Origin of the sequence: Halobaculum magnesiiphilum (genome assembly GCF_019823105.1) — an archaeon.
GTDB lineage: Archaea > Halobacteriota > Halobacteria > Halobacteriales > Haloferacaceae > Halobaculum > Halobaculum magnesiiphilum.
On record NZ_CP081958.1, the window covers coordinates 1,600,757 to 1,619,211 of the forward strand.

Below are 18,455 nucleotides of genomic sequence, written 5' to 3' on the forward strand. Positions count from 1 at the left end.
CGGGGAGCAGGTCCGGGATGCCGACCTCGCCGGCGCTCATGCGACCCAGCGTCCGAAAGAATCGACCGCCGGCGTCGTTCATGGCTTCGAGTTGGACGACACGCTACTTACAGGTTTCGCGGGATCGAACGGTTTCGGGGCGACGGCGGCCGTCGGAGAAGGACCGACGCGAGGGCTCGCGACCTCAGCGGGCTGTGAGGTACCGCCCGCCGTCGACGCGGCGGTCGTCGCCGTCGGGAGACTCGGTCGGGGTCGCGGTGCCGTCGTCGGAGGGGGCGTTTCCGTTCCCCGGTCTCTCGTCGCCGCCGTCTGCGTCGTCGCTGCCGGCGCCGCCGGCGTTCGCCCCGTTGGACCCGTCGCCGGACCCGTTCCCGTCGCCTGCGTCCGCCGAACCGTCGGCGCCGTCGGCGCCGTGGTTCGCGTTCCCGCGGTCGTCGTGGGAGTCGTCCGTGTCACCCGAGGAATCCGGCGGCCCCGCGTCGTCGGTCCCGTTCTCGTCGTCCTCGCCGGCGTCCGTCGTTCGGTTCCCGTTGCCGCGGTCCTCGGCCCCGTCGGCGTCGTCGGTCCCGTTGGCGCCGGCCTCGCCGTTCTCGCCCGCGGTCTCGCTCCCGTTCAGGTTCCCGCGGTCGTCCGGCGGGCCGGCGGCGCCCTCGTCAGCGTCGCCTTCATCGTTCTCGTCGTCTTCCTCGTCGGCGTCGGCGCCATCGTTCCCGGGCGGTCCGGCGTCCTCGGGCGGTCCGGCGTCGTCACTTTCGGGCGGACCGGCGTCCTCGGGCGGACCCGCATCCTCGGGCGGACCGGGGTCGCCGGCGAGTCCCTTCCCGGTGTCGGCGCCGCCGATCCCCCGGGCGGCCTCCGCGACCTCGCCGTCGGCCATCTCCGAGGCGTTTCGGCGCAGCTCGTCGATCGCTGAGGCGTTCACGCCGCGCTCACGTAGCGTCTCCTCGGGGAGTTCCTCGGCTGCCGCCGCGGTGGCGTTCAGACGGCGTTCGAGCGTCCGGATCTGGGCGCCGATGCGAGCGAGCTTCGACCGGTACTCCCCGCGGGTGATCTCGCCGGACTCGTACCGCCGGTCCATCGTCTCGCGCCGCTCGCGGAGCTCCGAGAGCAACTGGCGGGCGTCCTCGGTCTCCCCGGCGACGACGGCCGCCTTCGAGGCGTTCGACTCCGCGGCGGCGAGGCGACGGTCGAGCGTTCGCTGGGCGACCTCGCCCTCGACTTCCGCCCCCTGGACCCCAACGACGCCGGCGAACGTCGCCCCCGGCTGCTCCTCAGACGACTCCTGGGCGAACGCCGCCGTCGCCGGAACCCCGGCAACGACGAGCATCGCGACCGCCAGGAGCACGGTCGTCCGACTCATACCTCCGGCAACGGGGCCCACCCACTAATACCGTCGACTCGCTCGTCCCGGATTCACCCCGCTTAAGCGACGTTAAGTCGTCGCAGTGTGTCGGTTCCGAGCGTGAGCGATCGACCCGTCACTCGTCCGACCCGTCGCCGCCGCGTTCGGTGTCGCCGGGGTGGGGCTCGTCGTCGGCCTCCGGGATGCGGAGGACGTTCTCGCGGCCGAGCCGGAAGCTCTCGATGTCGCCGTCGTCGCGCAGGTCCCCGACGACCTGGCTGGTCCGGGCGGCGCTCCAGCCCAGCGCCTCGGTCACGTCCGCCTGCTTCATCCGCCCGCCGTTGTCCGTCACGAGCCGGAGCACGCGCTCGTGCGGGCTGAGGAGTTCCTCAGGCGGGGCCGTGGCGTCCCCGTCGGACGCGGCGGCGTCAGATTCGGCGGGGTCGGACCCGTCGCCGTCGGCGTCCGGGTCGCCGGCGGCCGCGGCGGAGTCGGCGTCGTTCGCACCCGAGCCGGGGGCGGAAGCTGCGCCCGAGTCGCCCGCGAGCCCGCCGTGGTCGTCGCCGGCGTCGATCGGGAGGTCGCCGCGACGGCGGAGGAGGACGGCGCCGGCGATGCCGACCAACACGACCGCGGCGGCCGCGAGGTAGACGGGACGAACCGGCAGCGCGGAGCCGGAGATGAGCACCACGCTGGGCTGGTCCGGGCCGAAGTTTCGCTCGCCGCGCCAGGTCACCGCCGTCTCCGAGCGTTCGTCCGCCTCGGGCGACACCGAGCGGGCGTCGTACTCCTCGGGCCACGCGACCGTGAGGACGGTCCCCGAGTCGAGGTACAGCCCGGCCAACGCGTCGCCGGCGACGACGCGCTGGCCCTGCGTCTCCGCGAAGCCCTCCCACGTGAACGTGTAGGCGACGACGCCGTAGTCGGTGCTGGTCGGGAACGGGTTGCGCTGGGCGGTCACCGAGAAGTTCGTGGCGGCCATCTCCCGCCCGGTCGCGTTCTCGGCGGCCGAGACGGTCGTCGCCATCCGCCCCTCGAAGCGGGCGGCGTACGCGGACGTGTTCTCGCGGATGTCCGCCTGGAGGCTCTCGAACGCCTCGGTCGTGTTCTCGTCGCTCAACTCGATCCGGTAGGCGATGCGCCACTGAGCGTCCCCGTCCTCGGCGATCTCCGCCCGGAGGACGACGGTGTCGGCGGCGATGTCGCCGGTCTGTGCGAACCCGGAGCCGAGATCGGCCGGGGGCGAAGTGGACGGATCGAGCGCGGCAGCGGCGGCGGTGGAACCTCCGGACGCCGTAGCGGCCGCGAGCGCCGGGGCGACCCCGGCGAACGCGATGAGGAACGCGAGTACGATGGCCGCCGCGGGGCGTCGCATACCCACTCTCATCGCCGGGGTACCCAAAACGGTTTTCGTCGGCGGCGGGCCAAGCGGGAGTATGGCACTGGACGTGGAGGATCTGTTGAAGATCGTGTTGCTGCTCGTGATCGTCTGGCTCGTCGTCGAGATCGTCACCGGTGTGCTCGACTTCACTATCTGGCTGATCGCCGGGCCGCTGAAGGGCCTCATCGGGGTCGTCATCGTCGTGCTCATCGTGCTGTGGCTGACGGACAACCTCTGAGCCGGCGTGTACAGCGTCAACGTCCCCGTCCCCTGGCCCGTCCGACGCCTCGCGGCGTCGCTGGAACCCGATCTGACGGAGTTCGCGTCGATCCGCGACCGCCACACGCTCGTAGTCAAGCGCCTCGACGGCCGCGGCCTGAACGACCTCCACCGGATCCGCGAGCGGCTGCGGCCGGCGCTGCGTGGCGTCGCGCCCTTCGAGGTGCGCGTGACCGGCGTCGACGCGTTCGAGGACCCGCCGCTGGGGGAGGCGCCGGTCGTTTACCTCGCGGTCGAGGCCGTGGGATCGGGGGACAGCGACGGCGACGGAGGGTCGCCGGCGACGGATCCGCTCCGGACGCTCCACGAGCGGCTCGTCCGAGAGTTCGGTGCCGTCGAGGGGCTGGAGGAGGCCGACTACGTCCCCCACGTCACGCTCGCGCGGGGGTACGAGGGACCGGGCGATCCGGGGGAGGCGGTCGCGCGCCTTCGCGATCGCGACCTCGACGACGTGCGGTGGACGGTCGACGAGCTGGGGGTCTGGACGCGCGAGTACAAGGAGATCGCAGCCCGGGTCCCGCTTCGGGGGTGAGGGGTCCGAGTTGGGGGTACCGGGACCCGAGCGTCAAATCGACGCTCGGTCCCCCCTCAGCGTTCCGAGAGCCGCAGCGGCATCGGGTGGTCGGGGTGCATCGTCAGCGACCCCCGCAGGTCCAACTCGGGGCCCTCGTATTCGAAGTCGAACGCGCGCCCGACGGTCGCGAGGATGAGCTTCGCCTCCAGCAGCGAGAACTGCTTGCCGATGCAGTGGCGCGGCCCGGCGCCGAACGGGAAGGAGGCGAACCGGGGACGGTCGCGGGCGCTCTCGGGCGCCCAGCGGTCCGGGTCGAACGCGAGCGGGTCGTCGTACCACCGTCCCGAGCGGTGGACGACCCACTGCGGGAGCATGAGCAGCGACCCCTCGGGGATCCGGTAGCCGGCGACGCGGGTGTCGACCTTCGACTCGCGAAACAGCGTGTAGACGGGGGGGTACAGCCGCATCGCCTCCGAGAGCACGCGGTCGGTGAACTCCAGGCCCCGAACGTCGCTCGCGGTCGGCGTCCCGTCGAGGGCGTCCACCTCCCGCTGGAACCGCGCCTTCGCCTCGGGGTGTTGGGAGAGCAGGTAGAACGTGTAGGTGAGCGCGAGAGCGGTCGTGTCGTGGCCCGCGAGCAACATCGTCATCAGTTCGTCCCGGAGGTCCTGTTCGGTCTGCTCGCCCCGTTCGTGGGCGCGCAGGAGGATCGACAGCAGGTCCATCGGCATCGGGGAGTCGACGGCGTCGCCGGCGGGGTCGGATGCCGTCTCCTCGGTGCCGCGGCGGCGCGCCACGAGGTCGTCGATGACGCCCTCCAGCGTCGCGACGGCGTCGTGGAACTCCCGGTTCTCCCGGGTCGGCGCCCAGTTGGGTATCACCGCGCGCATCGCGTTCGGCTCGAACCGCCGCCCGAGCGGTTCGAGGTTCCGCTGGACGGTCTTGACGGTCTCCTCGTCGACGTCCGTCCCGAACATCGCCGTGACGATGATCCGGACCGTCAGGCGCGCGAGTTCGAGTTGCACGTCGATCCGGTCGCCGTCCTCCCAGCCGGCGAGCGCGTCGGTCGTGTGCGAGACGATCGCGTCGTCGAGACCGGCGATGCGGCGGGCGTGGAACGCGGGGTTCGCGAGATCGCGCTGCCGTCGCCAGCGGTCGCCCTCGCTCATCAGCAGGCCGTCGCCGAGGAGGTCGTCGACGGCGTCGTCGAGGCTCGGCTTGCCGAAGGCCGCCCAGTCCGAGACGAGGACGCGCTCGATGTCGCGGGGGTTCGTGAGCATGTACGTCTCCCGCGGCCCGAGATCGAGGCGGATCACGTCGCCGTAGGCGTCCGCCACGTCGGTCATGAACGAGAAGGGGTCCCGGGAGTAGCGCCGCCCGTTCCCGAGCAGGGGCTCGCCGCGGGGGCCCGGGGGTCTCGAACTCATGGACAGGAACAGGGGAGCGAGCCGGAAATACCCTCTGTCGAGCGCGAGCGCGCACGCGGGAGGGCAACGCCCCGGGTATCAGTCCGCCCGGGAATCAGTCCCCGCCGTCGGCGTCGAACTCGACGTCCTGCGGGTCGCCCGCGAGCGCGACGTGGCCGTAGTTGAGCAGTCCGACGAAGACGCCGCCGCCGAGGACGTTCCCGACGGTGGTCGTCACGAGGAAGCCGGCGAAGTCGGCGACCGTGACGCCGTCGGTCAACGCCAGCGCCGCCAGCACCTCGGTCGTCCCGAGGATCGCGTGGTGGAACGGCCCGAACCCGATGGTCGCGGTGACGAGCAACACGAGCAGCACGCGGCCGACGGTGTCGCGGCTGGCGGCCGACAGCCACGTCGCCAGCCCCATCAGCCAGCCCGCGACGACGCCCGACAGGAGCGTCACCCACCACGGGAGTCCCAACAGCGCGTCCGCGAGCGTCCCGAACGCCGCCGCCTCCGCGATCCCCATCGGCTCCCCGACGCCGGCGATCACCCCGACGAAGGCCGCACAGCCGACCAGGTTCGAGACGTACACCACGACCCACAGCCGGAGCACCTCCGACAGCGTGGCGTCGCCGTTCGCCAGCGGCAGGACCGCCATCGTCGTGTGGGCGGTGAACAGCTCCGTCTGCCCGACGACGACGAAGAGGAACGCGATCGCGGAGATGCCCGCGAGCGCCGCCTGCCGGGTGAGCGCGGAGTCGAAGCCGCCGGAGAACGTGAGCACCATCGCCATGAACAGCGCGCCGAAGCTGAGGTTGAGCCCGGCCGAGAGCCCCGAGAGGAACACTCCCGTCGACGGGCGCTCGATCTCCTTGAGGGCGCTTTCCATCTCCCGCTCCAGGATGTTCCGATACGACAGCGTCGCGCCGGCGGGCCCCTCGCTCCGGTCGGCGCTCTCGTCGTCGGTCACTGTGGTCCACCCGTCACGGCCGTAGCGGCGTCGCCCCCGGTGAACAGTGTTACGTCCGTTCCAGCGCCGCGAGCGCGCGGGCCGCCCCTCTTGAATCGGCGACTCGACACTGGGATCTCGCCGCTGTCCTCCGAGGCGCTGGCTTCGCTCACGGCTCGTTTCACTCGCCGTTCGCGTATCCGAGGCCTCCCTTCGGTCGGCCTCGCTTCGCTCTACCGCATTCATGGGCGGCTCGGCACGGAGACCTCGCCGCCGTGGTCCGAGGTCTCCCTTCGGTCGACCTCGCTCCGCTAGCGTCTCGCGGGTCGCGTTGCTCCCCGCTCGACTTCCCGAGGCGCTCGCTCCGCTCGCGCCTCGCTTTAATCGTCGGCCGCCGCCAGCGACTCCGCCTCCTCGCCGTCGCCCGCCTGCCGGGCCCACAGGTCCGCGTAGTCGCCGTCGGCGGCGACCAACTCGTCGTGTGACCCCTGCTCGATGACCCGGCCGTCCTCCATGACGACGACGCGGTCGGCGTCGCGGATGGTCGACAGCCGGTGGGCGATGACGAACGCCGTCCGGTCGGCGATGAGCCGGCGGAGGCTGCGCTGGATCAGCTCCTCGGTCTCGGTGTCCACGTCGGAGGTCGCCTCGTCGAGGACGATGATCTCCGGGTCGTTCAGGAGGGCGCGCGCGATGGCGATCCGCTGGCGCTGGCCGCCCGAGAGCTTGACGCCGCGCTCCCCGATCTGCGTGTCGTAGCCGTCCGGGAGGTCCGTGATGAACTCGTGGGCCTCCGCGGCCTTCGCGGCCTCGACGATGCGCTCGCCGGGGCCGTCGTCCGTGCCGCTCCGACCGGTGCGCTCGTCGGCGTCGGCGCCGTCGCCGGCAACGGCTTCCGGCGCGCCGTCGTCGAGCGCCGAGAGGTCGCCGTACCCGATGTTCTCGGCGGCGGTGCCCGAGAACATGTAGGGGTTCTGCTCGACGATGCCGATGTGTTCGCGCAACGCGTGCAGGTCGTACTCGCGCACGTCGACGCCGTCGACCTCGACGGCGCCGGAGTCCACGTCGTAGAAGCGAGGGATGAGCTTGAGGAGCGTCGACTTCCCGGCGCCCGTGGTGCCCGCGAGCCCGACCGTCTCGCCGGGCGCCACGTCGAGATCGATCCCGGAGATGACCGCCTCGTCGTCGGTGTAGCCGAAGCGCACGCCGGCGAACGTCACCCGGCCGTCGACAGATTTCGGGACGTACGGGTCGTCGGGCGAGGTGACCGCGGGGTCGTAGCCGAGCACGCCGAACACGCGCTCGGCGCTGGATTTGGCGAGCTGGTACTTGTTGGCGGTCTTGCCGACGCGGCGCATCGGCGAGTAGAGCCGGCGCAGGAGGAGGAAGAACAGCGCGACCGAGCCGGCGGTGAGCGTCGCGGGGTCGGTGTTGCCGAGGCCGTAGCGGATGATGTCGCTGCCGGCGATCCAGAGGATGGCGACGAAGACGACGCCGGTGAGCAGCCGCAGCCCCGAGAAGAACGCCCGCCGCGCGCGGATCGCCTCGACCTTCTCGTCGTGGTAGCGCTCGCTCTGGGCGGCGACGCGGTCGAGCTCGAAGTCGTGGCGGTTGAACGCCTTGATGACGCGGGCGCCGCCGATATTGTTCTCCAGCCGTGAGTTGAGCCGCGAGACCGTCTCGCGGATGCCGCGGTACTTCGGCTCGATCCACGTGAGGAACCGTCCCGACGCCAGCCCGATGATCGGCACCGGCGCGAGCGCCACGAGCGCGAGCTTCGGCGAGTAGGTGTACATGATCGCCGCGATGCCGCCGACGGTGGCGACGACCCGGATCCCCTGTCGGATCTCGGTGTTGAGGAACTGCTCCAGGCGGTTCACGTCCTGGTTCAGCACGGACATCATCGCGCCGGTCTGATGGTCCGCGAAGAACCCCAGCGAGAGACGCTGCATGTGGTCGTAGGTGTCGTTGCGGAGGTCGCGTTGCACCTTCTGGGCGGTCGACTGGAACAGGTACCGCGAGGCGAAGCGCGTCACCGACCGGATCAGGTACGCCAGCGCCGCGATGACGACGAGCCGCTGGAGGAACGCCATCCGGGCCGCTTCCCCCGCGATCGTCCCCGTCGGCAGCAACCCCGCCTGCGCGAGCAGGCCGGGCTGGCCGCTGCCCAGGATGACGCGGTCGATGGCCGCCGCGACGAGCAGCGAGGGGAGCAGCCGGGCGAGTCGCGTGGTGATCGCCGCCGCCAGCCCCACCGACAGCCGCGGCCAGTACGGCACGCAGTAGCGGAGCAACCCGGTCATCGGGTTGCCGTCGACGGACTCACGGATCGACGAGAAGTCGCCGTGGTCGTCCTCGGCGTCGCTCATTACGGGTCGAAACACGCCGGCGACGGAAAGGCCCACGGGACCCGGAACGTCGCGTCCGGCGGGCGCTACTCGTCCAGCAGCCTCGTCTGGTCGATCGGGACCGCCGCCAGCCCGCCCGTGTTCGTGGTGTTGTTGGAGTAGGCGTACAGCACGACGCCGGCCTCCACGTCGACCGCACGCTTGAGCGTCCCGTTGAAGTCGTCGTCGCGGAAGTTCGCGCCGACGAGCTTCGAGAGTACGTCCCCTTCGTCCGCGTCGCCCTCGCCGTCGGCCCCGTCGCCGTCAGCGTCCGCGGTGCCGGCGATCGGCTCGAACGTCGGCCCGTCGGCACCGTCGGCGGCGTCGGCGCCCTCGTCGTCGTCGGACTCGCTCATGTCCGTGTCGCGGTCGAACAGACCCATGGCGGACCGACTCCGCGTCGTGTGAAAAGCGTGACGCGAGCGGCGTCATCGCACGTCGGAGACCGACCGGCGGGCCGACCGGGCTACCGGTTCAGCGTGTGGATCGCCTGCCCCATCGCGTTCTCGGCGGCCTCCATCGTCGCCTCCGCGAGCGTCGGGTGGGTGTGGATCGTCGCCGCCACGTCCTCCAGGGTCGCGCCCATCTCGACGGCGAGCGCGAGCTCGGCGATCAGCTCGGAGGCGTCGGGGCCGACGATCTGCCCGCCGAGCACGAAGCCGGTCCCCTCGTCGGCGACGATCCGGACGAAGCCCTCGGTGTGGGTGGTCGTCAGCGCGCGACCGGAGGCGTTGAACGGCATCTCGCCGACGACAGGCTCGAACCCCTCCTCGGCGGCCTCCGCCTCGGTGAGCCCGACGGTCGCGATCTCCGGTTCCGTGAAGACGGCCGCGGGCACGGCCTGATAGTCGAGGGCGGCGGGCTCGCCGGCGGCGACCTCCGCGGCGACGATCCCCTCCGCGCTGGCCTTGTGCGCGAGCATCGGCTCGCCGGCCACGTCGCCGACGGCGAAGATCGAGTCCACGTCGGTGCGGGCCTGGTGGTCCGTTTCGAGGAACCCGTTCTCGTTCGGTTCGAGGCCGGCGTTCTCCAGCTCCAGCGTGTCGGTGACGGGCGAGCGACCGACGGCGACGAGCACCTGATCCGCGAGGTACTCCGCCTCCTCCCCGGCTTCGGTCTCGGTCGTAACGGCGACGCCGCCCTCGGCGGTCTCCTCCCAGCCGGCGGCACCCTCGCCGAAGTGGAACTCGACGCCGAGCTCCTCCGCACGCTTGCGGACGATCCGTTGCACGTCCTCCTGGTAGCCGGGGAGCACGTCGTCGAGCATCTCCACGACGGTCACGTCGGTGCCCAGTTTCGCGAGCATCGTCGACAGCTCCATGCCGATGTAGCCGGCGCCGACGACGACGAGGCTGTCCGGCAGCGACTCCATCCCCAGCAGGTCGCGCGAGGAGAGCACCTGCTCGCCGTCGAACTCGAACCCGGGGATCTGGATCGGTCGGGACCCCGTGGCGACGATGGCGTGCTCGAACTCGATGGACTCGCTGCCCTGTCCGGCGCCCTCGTGGGCGACGCGCAGTTTGTGCTCGTCGGCGAACGTCGCCGTTCCCTCGACGAGGTTGACGCCGTTGGCCTTGCACAGCTTCTCGACGCCGCCGGTGAGGCGGTCGACGACGCCGCTCTTCCAGCGCTGCATGCGCTCCACGTCGACCGCGGGGTCGGCGTAGATCCCCAGTTCCTCGGCGTTGCCCGCCTCGTGGGCGACGTTCGCGCCGTGGATGAACGCCTTCGAGGGGATGCACCCGTGATTGAGACAGGTTCCCCCGTATGCGTCCTTCTCGATGAGGGTCGTGTCGAGCCCCAGCTGTGCCGCGCGGATGGCGGCGACGTAGCCACCGGGGCCGGCCCCGATGACGGCCACGTCCGTTCCCGTCGAGATGTCTCCGACGACCATTACGCGAGGTATTCCGGATCCGGGATGATAAACAGGCAGGAATTGCGGCCGCGGCGCCGGGGGGTCCGGCGGGGCGGTCCGGCGGCGGATCGATCGGGCCGACAGCCCGCTCGGGAGTCGCTACTCGGGGTGGAGCCGCCGCATCGCGGTCCGTACGTCCTCGCGGTCGCCGATGACGGTGACGCGGTCCCCCCTCCGCAGGGCGAACTCCGGGTCCGGGACGTGCGTCTCGCCGTCGCGGGCGACGAGCGCGATCAGGCTGTTGCCGGGGAGCTCGGATCCGAGCTCGGCGACCGTCTTGCCGTTCGTGTCCTCCGAGGTGATCTCGATCTCCTGCACGTCGCCCGAGCGGCCGATCTCGCCCATCCAGTTGGCGAGCGCGGGGCGTTCGATGTAGTTGTCGAGCGCCTGTGCGGTCGCGAACACCGAGGAGACGGTGCGAACGCCCAGCTCCTCGAACGCGTCGACGTTGTTCGGGTTGTTCGCCCGGGCGAGGATCGTCTCGGGGGCGAACTTCGACTCGGCCAACTGGGCCACGAGCAGGTTCGCGTCGTCGTCCCCCGTGGCGGCGACGACGACCCGGGCGTTCTCGGCGCCGGCCGACCGGAGCACGTCCGTGTCGGTGCCGTCGCCGATATGGACCGTGTGCCCCTCGTTTCTGGCGGTCTGTACGACCTCCTCGTCGTTCTCGATGATGACCACGTTCTCGCCGCGGTCGTCGAGGCGGTCGGCGAGCGTCCGGCCCACCTTCCCGCCCCCGATGATGAGTACACGCATGGGTATGACGTCGAGCTTCTCCGCGATCTGTCTGGCGAACCCGCCCTCCAGCACCACCGTCGCCATGATGACGAGGAAGACGGTGCCCACGAGCGCGTTCGCCGCCGGCTCCATGCCCGCGTTCGCAAGCTCGACGGCGAACAGGGTGGCGACCGACGCCGGAATGATGCCGCGGGGACCGACCAGCGACATGAACACGCGCTCGTTGTACTGGAAGCTGTCCCCGATCGTCGACAGCATGACCAGTGCCGGCCGGATGAGGAACATCACCGCGGCGACGACGACGAGCCCGCCGAGGCCGAGCCGGATCAGGTTGTCGAACTCCAACAGCGCCGCCAGCGAGATGAACACGAACGAGAGGACCAGCAGCGTGATGTCGCCCTTGAAGTCCGTGATCTGTTCCTCGTAGGGGATGTCGGCGTTCCCGAGCAGGATGCCGGCGACCGCAACCGCCGCGATCCCCGCCTCCGTTCGCACGAAGTTCGCCTCGCCGTACGCGACCAGCGCGCCGGCGAGCACGAGCAGGCGCGCGTTCTGCGGGGCGTTGCCCGGCGAGAGGTCGATGTACCGGAGCGCGTAGTAGACGATCCCGGCCACGGCGACGCCGACGACGACCCCGACGCCGAGGCGTTCGGCGAACAGCGCGATCAGCTCGACGGGGTCGGTCGTGTCGGAGACGATCGCCTCGAAGATGACGACCGCGAGGATCGCCGCCGTCACGTCGTTGACGATCCCCTCGGTGTCGAGCGCGGTGGCGACCTTGTCGCGAACGGGAACCACCCCCAGAATGGGCGCGATCACCGTCGGCCCCGTCGCCACGAGCAGCGCCCCGATGAGCGCGGCGACGAGCCACTCGACGCCGATCGCGACCCGCACGACCGCGGTCGTCGCGACGAACGCGATGGCGGCGCCGACCGTGACGAGCCGCAGCGACGCCGCGGGCGCCTGCCGGAGCTCGTCGATCTTGAGGTGGAACGCCCCCTCGAACACGATGATCGCGACCGAGAGCCCGACGATGGTCGACAGCCCCGTCAGCCCGAACGTCTCCTGGGTGACGATCCCCAACCCCTCGGGTCCGAGGGCGATCCCAGAGGCGATGAGGAAGATAATGCTCGGGAGCTGAAACCGGTCGGAGAGGACCTGTGCGGCGACGCCGACGGCGATGATGACTGCGACGATCGCGATCAGTTGTCCGGCGCCGGCCGACATGTCCTCACCTCCATATCGTGTACTCGGTCGGGGTCGGTAAAAAGACGGCTACCGCGGCGAGTGGAATCGGGACGCTTCGGTCGAATCGGCGGCGTGCGACCGGCCGAATCTCGTCGGCGGGTGCGTGGGTCGAGGAGTCGCTACGACTCCGCGTACATGCTCCCGATATCGTCCGCGTACCGGTCGAGGATGTTGCGCCGCTTCTTCTTCATCGTGGGGGTGAGCAGGTCGTTCTCCTCGGAGAACTCCTCGGCGACGACCCGGAACTGCTTGATCGTCTCGTGGGACTCGAAGTCCTCGTTGACCCGGTCGACCTCCTCCTGGATCAGCCCACGAACGCGGTCGTCGCGACACAGCGCGTCGTCGTCCTCCGGGAGGTCGTACCCCTGCGCGTCGCCCCACTCTCGCACCGCCGGGAGGTTCGGGACGACGAGCGCGGAGACGAACTTCCGCGCGTCGCCGATCACCATGGCCTGCTCGACGTACTCGCTCGCGGCGAAGGCGTCCTCGATGGCGCCCGGCGGGACGTACTTGCCCGTCGACAGCTTCATCAGCTGCTTGGCGCGCTCGCGGAACGCGACGTAGTCGTCCGCGCGGATCTCGACCACGTCGCCGGTGCGGAACCAGCGCTCGCCGTCGATCTCGACGAACGCCTCCTCGGTCCGATCGGGGAGGCGGTGGTACCCACGGAACACGTTAGGCCCGCGGACGAGCAGCTCGCCCACCTCGCCGCCGTCGGCGTCACCGTCGACCGCGCCGTCGCCGCCGGCGCCCTCGACGGCGTCGTCGACGCGGACCTCGACGCCGTGGACGGGCGGCCCGATCGTGCCGACCTTCGGCTCCTCGGGCGGGTTCACGGCGACGACCGGCGCCGTCTCCGTGAGCCCGTACCCCTCCAGGATTGGGACGCCCATCCCGTGATACAGCTCACAGAGGTCCGCCGACAGCGACCCGCCGCCCGAGATGAAGAACTCGACGTTGCTGCCCAACGCCTCCTTCACGTTCGAGAAGACGAGCCGGTCCGCGAGCGCGTAGCGCGCCCGGAGGAGAGGGCCGGGGTCGGCGGCGCGGTGGTACTCGCGCCCGATGCCGGTCGCCCAGTTGAAGATCCGCTCCTTCACCCTCGATTCCGACGCCTGCTCGCGGATCGCCGCGTACAGCTTCTCGTAGACGCGGGGGACGCTCGTCGCCGTCGAGGGACGGACGAGCCCGAAGTCCTCCCGGAGCGTGTCCGGCGACTCGGCGTACGCGACGGTGGCGCCCGCGGCGAACATCATGAAGTTGCCCGCGAGGCGCTCGAACACGTGCGCGAGCGGGAGGAACGACAGCGTGACGCTCTCCTCGTCGACGACCGGGAGGTCCGCCGGCTTGTCCGGCCGGGGGCCGAACCGGCGCATGCACTGGTCGACGTTGGCGAGGAAGTTGCGGTGGGTGAGTTCGACCCCCTTCGGGGTGCCGGTGGTGCCGGAGGTGTAGATGAGGCTCGCGAGGTCGTCGAGGTCGCGGTCGATCACCCAGCCGTCGCCGGGGTCGACCGCGGCGCCGAGGTCGTGGACCTCCCCGAGCGTGTACACGTCATCGCGCTCGTGGGTCTCGCCGTCGATCAGGACGACGAACTCGAGGTCGAGGTCGTCCTCGACGGCGACCACGCGGTCGAGCAGGTCGCGGTTCTCGACGACGACGCCGGAGGCGCCGGGATCGTCGAGGAGGTGACGGACCTGCTCGGGCGACGACGACTTGTACACCGTCGTGACGACCGCGCCCGCCCCGAGCAGGGCGAAGTCGCTGTGGGCCCACTCCATGCGCGTGTTCGAGAAGATCCCGACGCGGTCGCCGGGGGCGACACCGAGTTCGCGGAAGCCGGCCGAGAGCCGACGCACGAGGTCGCGCATCTCGGCGTACGTGAGGTCCGCGAACTCGCCGTCCGGCGCCGCGTCGACGACGCCCGACCGGACGAGCGACCTGTCGTACACCCCGCCCTTGTACCGCTGTGCCACCCGATCGGCGTGCTCGCGGGCGCTCGCATCGAACGTCGCCGCCAGCGAGTCCCGGGTGACCCCCGGGTCGTACTCGCGTTCCGCCTGGCGCCAATCCATGCCACTGCCTGTCGCGGCGCCCGTAATAAGTCGGTCCCCTCGCGTCGCCCGTTGTTCGGCGTTGTTTTCGCCGGCGGCGGCGAGCCCGAACCCGAGCCGCCCCTCTCCTCAGATCGTCTCGCCCTGCTTCTCCATGTAGTCGAGGTAGCCGAGCACGCCGCGGGTGTTCATGCGCTGTTCCTCCCGCGCTTTCCGTTCGCCCCACACGTCGATGAGCTCCTGGGGCGCGTGCTCGGCGAAGTGGTCGAGCACGGCCTCGTCGTCGCCCAACTCCTCGCGCCGCTGGCGCACCGCCTCGACCCACTCGGCGAGCGTGCGCTTGTAGCCGGCGAGCATCCCGTCGTCGAACTCGCGGGGACCGAAGTGGCCGAAGCAGAGGTACCGGGGGTCGAGGTCGCGGATCATGTCGGCGTCGTCCTGACAGCCGTGGAGGTCGAACTGCGAGGGGGGCGAGGTCTGCTCGATGGTGTCCAGTTGCGGGACGTAGATGCCGGCGGCGTCGGCGGTGAACACCACGTCGTCGCCGCGGTCGTGGAAGATCACCTGATGGGGGGCGTGCCCCGGCGCGTGGTGCACGTCGAGGTCGCGATCGCCCAGGTCGAGCGTCTCTCCGCCCGAGAGCGGCTCCACCCGCTCCTCGGGGATCGGCTCGGGTTCGACGTAGAACTGCCACTGGTCGCCAACGGCGGCCTTCGTCCCCGCGACGAGTCGGCTCGGGTCGACGAGGTGCTCGACCCCCGACTCGTGGATCAGCACCGTCGCGTCCGGGTAGCGCTCTGCGAGGAAGCCGGCGCCGCCGGCGTGATCGAGGTGGACGTGCGTGGGGAGAATGAACTCGGGCGTGATCCCGAGGTCGTCGAGCGCGTCGAAGAGGTACTCGCGGTTGGAGCCGAGTCCGGTGTCGATCACCGCGGGGCGCTCGGCGTCGAGGAGGTACACCGAGCCGTAGTTGGCGGTGGCGTACATGTCCGTGTCGAGGTAGTACAGGTCCGTACAGCCGGGAACGGGGGCGTACTCGCCGGGCTCGATGTCCGTGTCCATACCCGAACCCGCGTCAGTCGGTACCAAAAGGATTCGGGAGCCGTCGGACGAGGATGCCGTCCGAACGCGTCGCCCGCGACGAGCCCGGGGCTCGGGGACCGGGCCACGCGGAGGGCGGGGCGGAGGGGTCGGGGATCGGGCGGGGTCGCGTGCGGCGGCGGCGACGCGGAGGGAAGGCTGCGACGGAGGGTGCGACGGCGCCGACGCGTGCCGGCGCGGGCGCTCCTCAGGCGTTCACGTCCGGGCCGTCGTCGACGAACCGGACCGTGAACCGCTCGTAGCCGCCGTAGGCGGTCTCCAGCGAGCCGAGCCACCAGTTCCATCGTTCGACCAGGTCGTGGTCGTCGGGGGCGTCCGCCATGTTCTCGATGACGTCCGCCACGGTGAACTCGTGGCCGCGGTCCGCCTCGATCACGCCGGAGTCGGCCAGGTCCCGCGCCTGGCGGGCGACGGTCCGACGGGCCGCCTCGGTCCCCCCGAACTCGCGCTCGAGGGCCGCCGTGAGTTCTCTGCTGTCCACACCGGGAGTTGGTGGTCCATCGGTTTTAGTTAGTCGGGTGCGTGTCAGACACTCGCACGACCGTCGTCGGACGGTAGTCGCCCGCCTACCGTCCGGGTTCGCGGGATCGCGGCGCGGTCGCTGACGAGCGCGAGAGCGGCTGAGGGGAGTAAGCCCCCTTCTGTTCGGCCCGACATTCGGCTGAGCGTCCGCGTCGGTCGCGGGGCGCGTGCCCCGGTCGCTCGCGCGGGGCGCGAGCACCCGGACTACCATCGGGGCGGCCGCCGCGGCCGCCCGTCGACGCGGACTTGCACCGGCGAGGATTCGCCGTTCCATCCGTTCCCGCCCGTCTCGCGGCGTGAACCGCGGCCCTCGGTGGGTTAGCTCCCTTCCCTCTCGGGTCGGTTCGCCCGCCCGCGGCGACGCCGCGGGCGGTCGCGGCGACCGTTCGGTCGCCGCGCGCACCTCATCGGTCGGGGCGGGGGGTCTCGTTGCTGTTCCAGAGCCAGCCGTCTCCGACTCCGGGCTTGCGCCCGGTCGCCCGTCCGGGGGTGGGGGGACTTTCCTCATGCGCCGTCGCCCGAGAGGGTCGAGCGCACGGGGGTCGGGCTCCCTCTGCCGATCCGAGGTACGCCGGTCCCTCGGATAAAGCGTTCGGGGCCGCGACGGGCGTGCGTGAGCCGGCCGCACGGGCACGCGTGAGACGGCCGCGATCGGTCGCGTCGCCGCCCCTTCGAAGATAGCGTGTGAGTAACTCGCATGAAGAGGGAAGACTTCAAGTTAGCACGGGCCCCAGCAGAGGTATGTCCGAAGCGAAGACCGCGCAGCTCACCTACGAGGACGGTGCACGCGCGGTCGAGCTCGCCCGGGAGTCGGTCGAGGCGTACGTACTTCAGGGCCAGCGCGAACAGCCGGGTAGCATGCGCGACGCCTTCTACGCGCGAACCGGGGCGTTCGTCCGACTCCAGTCGACGCGGGGCAGAGGGCGGATGCGCGGCTGTGCGGGGTCGTATCGGGGGAAAGACCAGCTCGGCCACGCCATCGTCGAGGCGGCGATCAAGGCGGCCTCCGACGACACCGGCGGCTCCGAACTCGAACCGAAGGAACTGGACTCCGTTCTCGTCTCGACGTACGTCGTCTCCGAGGTCACGCTCACCAACGACCCGGTGGCCGACCTCGAACTCGGCCGCCACGGCGTCGCCATCGACCACAACGGCCACCACGGCTGGCTCTACCCGACGATCCCGGTCGAGAACGACTGGAGCAAGGAGCGGTACCTCTCGCGCGTCTGCCGCAAGGCGGGCCTCTCGCCGATGGCCTGGCAGGACGACGACACCATGGTGACGCTCATCGACGGCCAGGTGTTCCGCGAGCGCCGCGACGGCGGCAGCGTCGAGCAACTGTAGCGAGGATCGACCGCGACGACGCTCACTAACTGATTCGAGAAGCCGAAGGCTCACGCCCCGTTGTGTCTCCGCATCTCGACCGATTCACGTACTCCCCGCCGAATCCGACGTTATTCCCCGCCGAACCCGACCTGTGTCGCGTCCGCCAGCGCCCGCCCGGCCGCGTCGTCGATGTCGAACTCCCGGACGACCTCGCCGTCGCGGACCAGCGGCTCCATGAGCGACTCGCCGTCCGCGGGCCCGTCGCGCCCGCGCAGGCCGACGTGGTGGCCGCCTTCGGGGGTGCGGTACACCTCCTTGGTTCCGGAGAGTTTCCCGCGTTTGGCCGCGGGCTCGCCGTCGACCTCGACGATGTCGAGCGCGAAGTCGACGGGGTCGGCGTTGGAGACGTGGCCGCCGACGCCGAAGCCGTCGGCGACGTCCCGGAGCCGGGTGAGCTCCACGGGGCCGAGCCCGCCCGAGAGGAACACGTCCACGTCTCCGTAGCCGCGGGCCTCGAGTTCCCATCGCACCTCGCGGACGATGTGGCGGAAGTCGCCCCGCCGCGAGCCGGTGGTGTCGAGGCGGACGCCGTCGAGGCGGTCGCCGAGCGTCTCGACGGCCCGGATCACCTCCTCCTTCTCGTCTGAGTAGGTGTCACACAGGGCGATCCGCGGAACCGACTCGGGGACGGCCTCGTCGAAGGCGCGCCAGGCGTCCGCCTGGTTGCCGCGGCCGAAGCAGATGAGCAGCGCGTGGGGCATCGTCCCCGACGGCTCCCGGCCGAGCACCTCGCCGGCGGCCACGTGCGAGAAGCCGTCGAGCCCGCCCACGAGCGCGCTGCGCTCGACCATCGCGGCGATCGAGGGGTGGACGTGGCGCGCGCCGAAGGAGAGCACGTTCGAGTCGGGCGCGGCGCGGCGGCACTCCAGCGCGGCGGTGGCGACCCCGGAGGCGTGCGAGAGGAAGCCCAGCAGCGAGGTCTCCAGCGCCGCGAACTCCAGATACGTCCCCTCGATCCGCAGGACCGGGCCGCCGTCGAACAGGGTTCCCTCCGGCAGGGCGTCCGCGTCGACGTCGTGGCCCGAAAGCAGCGCGGCGGCGTCCTTCACGCCCGCCAGCAGCTCGAAGTCGCCGTCGGGGAACTGGTCGGCGGTCACCTCGGCGACGACGTGCGGGTTCCGGTCGGCGTGGCGCAGCGTCTCGACGGTCCGGTCGAAGTACGCGTCCGTCGCCGACCCGTCGCGGACGGCGTCGGCCCCGACGATGTCGAACGCGGGGGGCGAGGAGGTCATG

At 71.1% G+C, this 18,455-nt stretch carries 15 protein-coding genes and 1 other RNA gene; 3 read left to right on the forward strand and 13 right to left on the reverse strand.

Going from position 1 to position 18,455, the window contains the following annotated elements; all coding sequences use genetic code 11:
* Positions 1–184 precede the first annotated feature (184 nt).
* Both K6T50_RS08110 and K6T50_RS08115 read right to left on the reverse strand, forming a co-directional pair.
* Entirely contained in the window at positions 185–1,360 is a 1,176-nt protein-coding gene (locus tag K6T50_RS08110) for a hypothetical protein (protein ID WP_222606128.1), read from the reverse strand.
* Between the two features lie 118 nt (positions 1,361–1,478).
* Positions 1,479–2,717: a helix-turn-helix transcriptional regulator gene (locus K6T50_RS08115; protein ID WP_222606129.1), complete on the reverse strand. Its 1,239-nt coding sequence runs from the start codon at positions 2,715–2,717 to the stop codon at positions 1,479–1,481.
* Between the two features lie 61 nt (positions 2,718–2,778).
* Here K6T50_RS08115 and K6T50_RS08120 point away from each other — a divergent pair, with 61 nt between their 5' ends.
* Both K6T50_RS08120 and K6T50_RS08125 read left to right on the forward strand, forming a co-directional pair.
* Positions 2,779–2,961, forward strand: coding sequence for a DUF7554 family protein (locus K6T50_RS08120; RefSeq protein WP_222606130.1), 183 nt, complete (start codon positions 2,779–2,781; stop codon positions 2,959–2,961).
* 6 nt (positions 2,962–2,967) lie between these two features.
* Positions 2,968–3,534 (forward strand): 2'-5' RNA ligase family protein, encoded by a 567-nt coding sequence (locus tag K6T50_RS08125; RefSeq protein ID WP_222606131.1) that lies wholly within the window; start codon positions 2,968–2,970, stop codon positions 3,532–3,534.
* Positions 3,535–3,590: 56 nt separating this feature from the next.
* Here the strand turns inward: K6T50_RS08125 and K6T50_RS08130 are convergent, their stop codons facing one another.
* The 10 genes from K6T50_RS08130 to rnpB all read right to left on the reverse strand — a co-directional run bounded on the left by K6T50_RS08130 (position 3,591) and on the right by rnpB (position 16,394).
* A complete protein-coding gene (locus tag K6T50_RS08130; RefSeq protein WP_222606132.1) occupies positions 3,591–4,943 on the reverse strand; it encodes a cytochrome P450 in 1,353 nt (450 codons plus the stop codon).
* Between the two features lie 94 nt (positions 4,944–5,037).
* Complete coding sequence (locus K6T50_RS08135; RefSeq protein WP_225935287.1) at positions 5,038–5,892, reverse strand: formate/nitrite transporter family protein; 855 nt, start codon at positions 5,890–5,892, stop codon at positions 5,038–5,040.
* Positions 5,893–6,251: 359 nt separating this feature from the next.
* The gene (locus tag K6T50_RS08140; protein ID WP_222606133.1) at positions 6,252–8,240 is read right to left on the reverse strand and encodes an ABC transporter ATP-binding protein; all 1,989 of its coding nucleotides are present in this window, start codon (positions 8,238–8,240) and stop codon (positions 6,252–6,254) included.
* Positions 8,241–8,305: 65 nt separating this feature from the next.
* A complete protein-coding gene (locus tag K6T50_RS08145) occupies positions 8,306–8,641 on the reverse strand; it encodes a hypothetical protein (RefSeq protein WP_222606134.1) in 336 nt (111 codons plus the stop codon).
* A gap of 83 nt (positions 8,642–8,724) precedes the next feature.
* Positions 8,725–10,152 carry a dihydrolipoyl dehydrogenase gene (lpdA, locus tag K6T50_RS08150; protein ID WP_222606135.1) on the reverse strand — a complete coding sequence of 476 codons (1,428 nt, stop codon included), beginning with the start codon at positions 10,150–10,152 and terminating at the stop codon, positions 8,725–8,727.
* A gap of 120 nt (positions 10,153–10,272) precedes the next feature.
* Positions 10,273–12,138, reverse strand: a complete 1,866-nt coding sequence (locus tag K6T50_RS08155) for a cation:proton antiporter domain-containing protein (RefSeq protein ID WP_222606136.1) — start codon at positions 12,136–12,138, stop codon at positions 10,273–10,275.
* A gap of 140 nt (positions 12,139–12,278) precedes the next feature.
* Complete coding sequence (locus tag K6T50_RS08160) at positions 12,279–14,234, reverse strand: AMP-dependent synthetase/ligase (RefSeq protein ID WP_222606137.1); 1,956 nt, start codon at positions 14,232–14,234, stop codon at positions 12,279–12,281.
* 108 nt (positions 14,235–14,342) lie between these two features.
* On the reverse strand, positions 14,343–15,263 hold the full coding sequence (locus tag K6T50_RS08165) for an MBL fold metallo-hydrolase (protein WP_222608863.1): 921 nt from the start codon (positions 15,261–15,263) through the stop codon (positions 14,343–14,345).
* A 238-nt stretch (positions 15,264–15,501) separates the two neighbouring features.
* The gene (locus K6T50_RS08170) at positions 15,502–15,843 is read right to left on the reverse strand and encodes a WNWW family protein (protein WP_486606384.1); all 342 of its coding nucleotides are present in this window, start codon (positions 15,841–15,843) and stop codon (positions 15,502–15,504) included.
* 89 nt (positions 15,844–15,932) lie between these two features.
* Positions 15,933–16,394: RNase P RNA component (rnpB, locus tag K6T50_RS08175), an RNA gene on the reverse strand.
* Positions 16,395–16,577: 183 nt separating this feature from the next.
* Between rnpB and K6T50_RS08180 the strand changes: the two genes are divergently transcribed.
* Positions 16,578–17,180 (forward strand): TIGR00296 family protein, encoded by a 603-nt coding sequence (locus tag K6T50_RS08180; protein ID WP_222606139.1) that lies wholly within the window; start codon positions 16,578–16,580, stop codon positions 17,178–17,180.
* Positions 17,181–17,290: 110 nt separating this feature from the next.
* Here K6T50_RS08180 and K6T50_RS08185 read toward each other — a convergent pair whose 3' ends face one another.
* Positions 17,291–18,454, reverse strand: a complete 1,164-nt coding sequence (locus K6T50_RS08185) for a nicotinate phosphoribosyltransferase (protein WP_222606140.1) — start codon at positions 18,452–18,454, stop codon at positions 17,291–17,293.
* Between the last annotated feature and the right edge of the window lies 1 nt (position 18,455).